The organism is Stieleria tagensis, assembly GCF_024129865.1.
In the GTDB taxonomy this organism is placed as follows: Bacteria; Planctomycetota; Planctomycetia; order Pirellulales; family Pirellulaceae; genus Stieleria; species Stieleria tagensis.
In genome coordinates this window covers 1-7,219 of the sequence record NZ_JAMYFE010000116.1, presented here as the reverse complement: position 1 = coordinate 7,219, position 7,219 = coordinate 1, and the positions used below count along the sequence as shown (strand labels likewise).

The window sequence follows — 7,219 nt, the reverse complement described above, 5'->3', positions numbered from 1 at the left end:
GTTTCAATCCACGCGCCCGCATGGGGCGCGACGTTACCAGATTCCATCTGGTCGTCGCACCACATCCAGTTTCAATCCACGCGCCCGCATGGGGCGCGACGTGGCGATGTTTGTGGTGCTTGAAACCACGAACCGTTTCAATCCACGCGCCCGCATGGGGCGCGACCTCATCGCGGTCGCCATTGATTCGATGCGGCTGGCGTTTCAATCCACGCGCCCGCATGGGGCGCGACTCAGGCCCAAGTGATCAGCAATCACCACCAGTTTTGTTTCAATCCACGCGCCCGCATGGGGCGCGACTGCGGCAGTGTAAGTCGTGACTGACGCTTGAGATAGGTCTGGAAGTTCGCGAACCCAATGAAAAACGGGCAGCGGAAAGATGCAGAACACGTCAATTTTTCTGGAGAACCGCTTGTCGTAGCGGCATTCGTCAAATCGCGAACCTGCCTGAAAACGTGTGATCGCTTCCGGTTCGCGGAAATCATCGCAAACCCGTGTCTAGATGATTAGCGGGCCTTCCGTGTCGAGCGACGGATGATTACCGACGTGTTCGACTTTCGAACTGTAGTCGTTTCCTAGTTGATAAAACCGCAAACTGTCCTCCGTCGGTTCGCAGGTTTCAATCAGCCGCTTGCGGCATTCCGCCCATTGGGCCGGATCGACGTTTAACTCAAAGACCGAATTTTGCACGCGTTGTCCAAAATCCAGACAGGTCTTTGCGACCCGACGCAAACGACGCTTGCCCGCCGGATTGACGGTGGAAACATCATAGGTGACCAATACATGCATGGCTAATTCACTTCCAAATAAAAGGTGGGTATTGGTCCAAGTCGCCACGCAGGTGCCGAGCCAGCAATCGTGCCTGCAAATGGATCAGCATCCCGATGGAGACTTTTTCACCTAAAAAAGGATGCTCAATTTCGTCTTGCTTTCGAGTTTGGTAGGCAACCAAAACCGTCTTTCTGGTCTTGTCGTCCATTCGCACAGCACCTGATTCCGCGGTTTCAAATCCTGCTGCCGAAACCTGCCTGCGATTGACCAGAGAAAGCGCCAGGCGGTCAGCAAAAAACGGGCGAAACTCCTCCATCAAATCGAGCGCCAAACCAGGCCGACCAGAACGGTCGCGATGAAGGAATCCGACTGCCGAATCCAACCCGGTCGCTTCACAAGCACTGCGCGCGTCATGCATCACGAGCGCATAAATAAAACTCATTAAGGCGTTCATCGCGTCCAGGGGTGGGCGGCGAGAACGTTTGGCGAATTCAAAGTCTGGAACTGACACCAGTTCATTGAAGGTCGAAAAATAGCGTGATGCCGATTCGCCCTCATATCCCCGGACGGAATCCAAATCTGGAGATTCGCGAATCAGATTCAATGTACCTGCCATTCCCTTGGCAACTTGTCTCAACCGCTGGGCAACCTCTTCCGACTTTTGATCTCGTGCTGCACGTAGTAGTACGCTTCGTGAATTGGCGATTTTCCCCAGCACCACATTTTTCGCAATTTGGATCGTGGCGACCGGATCATCGGCGGCGCGATATTGCTGTCGTCGCAACAGAACATTGCCAGGTGTATAGCCGACGACTGACGCGAGGAATTTGCCGTTGGGCGTCAGCAGAGAGAGCGTCACTCCGGCCTCCGCGCAGGCTCCGGCCAGTGCCGAGCTAAAGCCGACCCGTCCGAAGCAAACGATGCCGTCCAGATTGTGCAACGGAATTCGCAGCTTAGTCTCATTTTCAACTCGAACGGCGACTGCCAATCCGTCTTTGGCCAAATAGCTTCCATCGGTGGTGACGAACAGCGTGTTGAGGTGTGTTTTCATTGGAAAGTTCGTGTATCATTCGGCAACCTAATCAGTCTGAAAGGGGGGCGGCGGCGTCTAGATGTGCCTGTAGTTGACGGTTGATGAAGCGGTTGACATCGCGCGAGCCGGTCGTGATTGTTGGCATGCAGAATTCGATTAGGGAACATTTTTTGCAGGCTTTCGTGAATACTGCAGGGGGAGTTTCTCCGGCCTGCGACATCTGCCGAAAGCGATCGATGGCGTCGAGTGTGACGCTTCGTAGTGTCGGATCAAAAACGGTGGTTAGCCGTCGTCGTTGGGTGCCATAAAAGAGTGCACCTTCGGTAATCTCGGTGTCACACATCTCTTCCAGGCAAAGAGCTTGAGCACAAAGTTGGACTCGATCAGAGTCATCTCGTTTAGGTCGCCCTCGCTTGTATTCGACGGGAACGATTCGCTGGAGTTTTTTTGCGTCGTCAAAATGGAATTCCACGACATCTGCTTTTCCGATCAGCCCCCATTGCAGCGATCTGATCGGCAGTGCACGTTCGACACGAACTGATCGGTTCGCGCCGCCACTGACGGAATGTTGTGGAGTATCAGCCTTTTCATGCAGATGCATCCCTTCGACGGTCAACTGGTTTTCGGCCCACAGTTGTTCGACATGGATCAACGCGCACTGCCGGGGGCAGAACAGCAAGTGTTGCAATGCTGAAATTGGCAACAGGTCGTCTTCGTGATAGGTCACATGTGTGGCTCGGGTGTGTGCGTAAAATAGTTGGTTCAGGATCGTCGTGATCAGGCTCCCGCACTATTTCCCGTAGCTTGTCCGCCAGGGCTTAGACGGTCATGCGAGTGCCAGGGATCTGAACCGTGGGCGGCCCAGCTACGGTGGAGTCTGGCTACGACACTGATTGTTTGGTGCTGTTTAGGTGTAGTTCTTGAAACGGATGTTTCCTGGATTGGCGTCAGCGATGAAGACACCGAAAGACTCGAATTCTGCCAAGATCTGTTCGACGGTTGGCCAGTTGTCTTCAAAGTCATCACTTTTTTGCTCGCGCCAATCCTGCCAATTTTACGGCGTGTAGTCCGGGCATTGGTCCAAATAGGCCCCACCAAAATCCAGACAAAATGGCGGACTGACAATCGTCATTATGCACTGCGACAATCGCTGATCGATCTCACTAGGAATTGACATGGCATCTCTCCACGTCGTCTTCACTGCGGAAGTCATTTTGCGATTGCACGTCGGAGACCGTTCTTACGAGGTTGGGCAGCTCGGACCCGACTTTGCATTGCTTCGTGACGCCCAGTCGCTTGCGGCCACGGAGGCTGAAATCGAGTCTATCATTCACGGACATTCCACCCGTCACCGGGTGACGATATCAATCGCTTCCGGTGTTGAGTCACGTCGTGTCACGTTTGAGTTGGTCAAATCTTGAGTTCAACCGTGATGCCCTCCGGCAGGTCGCTCTTATCGACGGTCACTGTATAGTCCGTGAACGATCGCGGTGGTAATTCATCGTTTGAGCGACCGATGCAGACTCGACTTTGCAATTGGTGAGCGGGCGCGTTCCCAAGCGCATCTTGATGTTTGAACACCACCAGGGCCTGCGGCGCCATTTGCCCGCGACTTGCTGAACGATCAAATTCAAACATGTTGATCAGGGATTTCCAAAACAGTTCCAGGTCGTCCTCTGAGAATCCAGTTTGTCTCGCAAAAAATGGGTTGACAAAACCGTGGCAGCGATAGAGTCCATAGGGAACAGTGAATTTGCGACCCATCGTTCGGTTGTCCCCATCTTGTTTTTCCGCCTCCTTTTCTGTTGCCACCGCGCAGCGAGTAATCGCATGTTCGAGCGATACGATTGGGTCGACGCTACGTGAAAATGCCATTTGAATTGGACCGCGCACTTGTCCACAGTTTACTTTCGTGCTCATCACAGCCCCGAACGTACGAACGTCGAAAAAGTTTTGGCACATCCAACGTCTGCACTGTTCAACTTCCGGCTGCTTTGCGGTTTGGGAATCAATCTCTAGAGCTTCGTAGGCACGGGCGTGCTGCCGATTGAGCACGGCTCGTTCTTTGACATAAATTTCATAGGGTGGCTGCTCTTCCTTTACTGTTCCAACATAATTCCGAACTTTCCGTTTCAGGCAAACATCTGTGACCAGTCCGTGTCCGGTTTCTGGATCGACGCGGGGCAGATTGCCAGCGTCGGGATCGCCGTTCGGATTGCCATCTGAAACGTCAAACAATAGGACAAAGTCATAGCGATGGTTCATTAATCATTCCTTGTGCGTGTAATTCTGGTTGTTTGAAAGTCAATTTCTTGGACATCGCAAGTACCGCAAATGCTTGTCTAAAGCAGTCAATGAAACAGCGTGTTTGGGTTGGTGTCCGGGAGGAGTGTTCTATGCCGTTGCGAGTTGGTTGTCGTTCGGGTCCTTGGTTTTCTTGGTAAAGAAGTCTTGACGTTGATGGTAATAGCCGATTGCAAAGAGCCCCTGATCGAGCAACCCCAAGTGACCTGGGAACCGATCGATTCGCCCCATGATCTCTTGAAGCCGTTTATCGGCAACGACCTTTCTGCCACCTTCCAGCTTGCTGACGTGATGCTGACTCATCCGAATCAGACGCGGAAATACACTCGCCGGTGTTGACGACGCTGCACCGAAATAACGATCCTTGATCGTGGCATTTAGGCCGGGGCCTAGCGCATCTTCTTGAGCCCGCTCCAAGGCAGCAAATAATCGTCCCATTTGATAGGCAGGTTCTGGACGTTCAGGATCAAGCATGACGGAAATCTCCAATTGGTAGTTGCGTGATAGAACAGCTTTGATTGTCGCGGCGCGAACATGATTAATTTCACGATCGGCTCGGATACGTCGGATGATTGCGGCCAACAGCGACTCGGGGTAGCGACCGCCGGTTAGGACAGAACGCAATAATGCGCCGCCAAGTAAAGGCGGGATTTCTTTGGATTCACGCGCAGTTTGCGCGAGGATTAGCCACAACGGGATCATGTCGCGATCTTTTGCGCCACGCACAATCTTCAATCGTTGCTGATGGAGCGATACACGTTGAATCAGTTCTCCAGCGGTGTCGCTGATCCAAAATCGAATGGATAGACGTGATGCATTGGGTGACAGACCAAGGACGTGAAACGGCACACCGGCGTCTGGTGTATCACATTCACCTTCCGCAATCCGTTGCATCAAACGCCCAGCCTCCTTTGCGCGTTCCTCATCTTCAGCACGCTCTGGATCGATTCCAAATCCAAATAGGTCCTCGCAAGGTGTTGGCTGATCCGCCCAAAAGACGTACGTTGTATCGCCGATCTGAATCCTGCGATCAGAGCCATTCTGCAAAAGTTTGTTGAGCGCAGTTGTGTATCGAAAGGTTGCCGATTCACCCACTGGGGCGTTGTAGCTTTGTTTTTTGCCGTAGCTGGTGAATGCATCCTTGTTAAATGAGACGATTGATGCACCGCTCGACTGCGCACCTCGAACTCCTTTGATTGATGGGTGTAATCTGGCGACGCTTTGCAAGTCACCCGACACGAGACACGTGCTCTTGGGGCCACTTTCTTCGTTACCTGACTGGGACTGAATCCAGTGGTCTCGCAACGCCGGAATCTCATGCAAGTACTGCTGCTCGCCACGCACGCGAAACACTCCGAATCCAGTGCCGACAGATTCGAGTTTCTCAAGCTGTTGAGCGGTGAGCTGATCAAGAGTCCAGTGTTCAAAAAAACGACACAATGCGTTAAATTGTGGGACATTCAGATCGCCCTGTTTCAAGTGGAAATCGGCACAGGCTTTGTGGCTCTTGGCGATTCGATCAATCTTCTTGAGCCGCTTTTTTTTATCTGATTCCGATTCCTTAGTCGGTTCGACTAGCAGTTCGGGATTGATCCACCCGAGTAAATAGTCTGCCTTGTCCCACAGAAATTGTGCTGAGACACCGCTCGTGCGTTTTCCACAGTCGGGCAAACGCATCACTTTGGGACGCGGCGTCTTTCCGTCGGTGTCACGTACGTCTTGAATGTCGGTCAGTGTGCCGTCCACATCGAGCAGTACAACGAAGCTGATATTTTGCGGGGCAAAGCCTGGTTCTGCGATTGTTTCACTCGGGTCAGCAGCAACGCGATCGTAGTATTCGCACAGATGTTGTAGAATCATTGACGCACCTCACTGCTGCCAAATGCTGGAACGTTAACGACACCATCGATCATTGATGCTCGGAAAAATCGGGGCGTCATGTCGTCATTAAAGTCAATGTCGTGCAGCATGTAGCCTAGGTCTCGTTCACCGAGTAATGATTGATGTGACGGTAATGTGTCTCCTTCGTGCCATTTGAAATCACAGACAAACTCGCGGCATCCCAGGTATGGTCGTTGAAAGCACTTTCCTTTTGAAGCGCGCCGTTTGAACATCTCAAAATGTTTGTTGGGCGGGTCACCAGTTTTCTTCACGAAGTAGTGACCATGAATGACATACGCGACATCACGTAAAACGGTTGCCGCCCGTTGTTGCCGATCTTCTTCGATTGTTTGACATAAAATGCCTTGATTTGAACCGTCCAGGTAGGACTTTAGAGTTCGCTCCGAAGGGCCGATACCTCCGAGTTCGTTGCGTCGTACGTTGGCGAAGCGGATTGGATTGAGGACCTGGATTTGATCGATCACCCAGACGATTTCCGGTTTCCAATAAATGGACTCCAATACACCCCGTGCAGCGGAGGGTGTCATCACGTCGTAGCTGACACGTTCGACTTTCATCTCCGGGCGAGTGAAGCAGGCAAAGTCGCCCCAGACATGAAGTGCAACTCGGTTTTTAGATAAGTCCATGGTTTTTGTCCTGGTAGATCTGTAAGCTAGTTCAAATACAGTTACTGCCGACGACATTTTGATCGGCTTTAGTTTTATTAATCGGGTTCGCGTTATGCGATGAGATCGTCTACGGGCAAAACACCGTCGGCTTTGGAGAGGCAAAGCCCGATGTTTTGATCGTAGAGATGCGGTTGGGTTAGTACCCAGCGGTCCTGTTTTTTGCCAATAGCCCCAGCCGATCCAAGCAGTTGCAATTCGAATGGACGAACTTGGACGCAATAGCGTTGCGCCTTTCGCCAAAAATTACGACCTAGCGGATACGGAGAATCCATCTGTTTCATCAACTTTGTGCCTTCATTCCCCCACGGCACCAATAGGTTTTCAGAGGGATCACGAATGAACCGGTAACGAGAGTTGGCTTCGCGGAAGTTGAACTGTAGTGAATTTGGGTTTGATCCTAGTGCATCCAGAACGCGATATTTATCCCAGGCGTCAGATTGCAGCCAGAAGTACATGCTGAAATAGTCCTCGACTGCCGCCGGCGACAATAGGTTGTCGTGTTTCGGGATCAGTTCCCATGTTAGGGCAATCGCACGTCGAT

General features: G+C 52.0%; 8 protein-coding genes and 1 CRISPR repeat array. All 8 genes read right to left on the bottom strand.

All coding sequences use genetic code 11. The features are described 5' to 3' along the window. Positions 1 to 300: direct repeats of the CRISPR family, unit length 32 nt; unit sequence GTTTCAATCCACGCGCCCGCATGGGGCGCGAC. A 198-nt stretch (positions 301 to 498) separates the two neighbouring features. Beyond that, entirely contained in the window at positions 499 to 789 is a 291-nt protein-coding gene (gene cas2, locus NHH03_RS24575) for a CRISPR-associated endonuclease Cas2 (protein ID WP_253160761.1), read from the bottom strand. Between the two features lie 7 nt (positions 790 to 796). After that, positions 797 to 1,822 (bottom strand): type I-C CRISPR-associated endonuclease Cas1c, encoded by a 1,026-nt coding sequence (cas1c, locus tag NHH03_RS24570; protein WP_253160759.1) that lies wholly within the window; start codon positions 1,820 to 1,822, stop codon positions 797 to 799. Between the two features lie 31 nt (positions 1,823 to 1,853). Further along, the gene (gene cas4 / locus NHH03_RS24565; RefSeq protein ID WP_253160757.1) at positions 1,854 to 2,531 is read right to left on the bottom strand and encodes a CRISPR-associated protein Cas4; all 678 of its coding nucleotides are present in this window, start codon (positions 2,529 to 2,531) and stop codon (positions 1,854 to 1,856) included. A gap of 327 nt (positions 2,532 to 2,858) precedes the next feature. Continuing rightward, positions 2,859 to 2,981 (bottom strand): hypothetical protein, encoded by a 123-nt coding sequence (locus NHH03_RS28045; protein ID WP_261364444.1) that lies wholly within the window; start codon positions 2,979 to 2,981, stop codon positions 2,859 to 2,861. Between the two features lie 233 nt (positions 2,982 to 3,214). Beyond that, positions 3,215 to 4,069, bottom strand: a complete 855-nt coding sequence (gene cas7c, locus NHH03_RS24560; protein ID WP_253160756.1) for a type I-C CRISPR-associated protein Cas7/Csd2 — start codon at positions 4,067 to 4,069, stop codon at positions 3,215 to 3,217. Between the two features lie 129 nt (positions 4,070 to 4,198). Next, on the bottom strand, positions 4,199 to 5,968 hold the full coding sequence (gene cas8c, locus NHH03_RS24555; RefSeq protein ID WP_253160754.1) for a type I-C CRISPR-associated protein Cas8c/Csd1: 1,770 nt from the start codon (positions 5,966 to 5,968) through the stop codon (positions 4,199 to 4,201). Continuing rightward, the gene (cas5c, locus tag NHH03_RS24550; RefSeq protein WP_253160752.1) at positions 5,965 to 6,636 is read right to left on the bottom strand and encodes a type I-C CRISPR-associated protein Cas5c; all 672 of its coding nucleotides are present in this window, start codon (positions 6,634 to 6,636) and stop codon (positions 5,965 to 5,967) included. The genes cas8c and cas5c overlap by 4 nt, the downstream gene beginning before the upstream one ends. 92 nt (positions 6,637 to 6,728) lie before the next feature. Then, the coding region (locus NHH03_RS24545; RefSeq protein WP_253160751.1) for a hypothetical protein at positions 6,729 to 7,219 on the bottom strand (491 nt) is incomplete at its 5' end.

Excerpts from the sequence above, each read along its gene's own strand:
- cas2 (WP_253160761.1), bottom strand. The coding sequence starts at position 789 with ATGCATGTATTGGTCACCTATGATGTTTCCACCGTCAATCCGGCGGGC.
- cas1c (WP_253160759.1), bottom strand. The coding sequence starts at position 1,822 with ATGAAAACACACCTCAACACGCTGTTCGTCACCACCGATGGAAGCTAT.
- NHH03_RS28045 (WP_261364444.1), bottom strand. The coding sequence starts at position 2,981 with ATGTCAATTCCTAGTGAGATCGATCAGCGATTGTCGCAGTGCATAATG.
- cas7c (WP_253160756.1), bottom strand. The coding sequence starts at position 4,069 with ATGAACCATCGCTATGACTTTGTCCTATTGTTTGACGTTTCAGATGGC.
- cas8c (WP_253160754.1), bottom strand. The coding sequence starts at position 5,968 with ATGATTCTACAACATCTGTGCGAATACTACGATCGCGTTGCTGCTGAC.
- cas5c (WP_253160752.1), bottom strand. The coding sequence starts at position 6,636 with ATGGACTTATCTAAAAACCGAGTTGCACTTCATGTCTGGGGCGACTTT.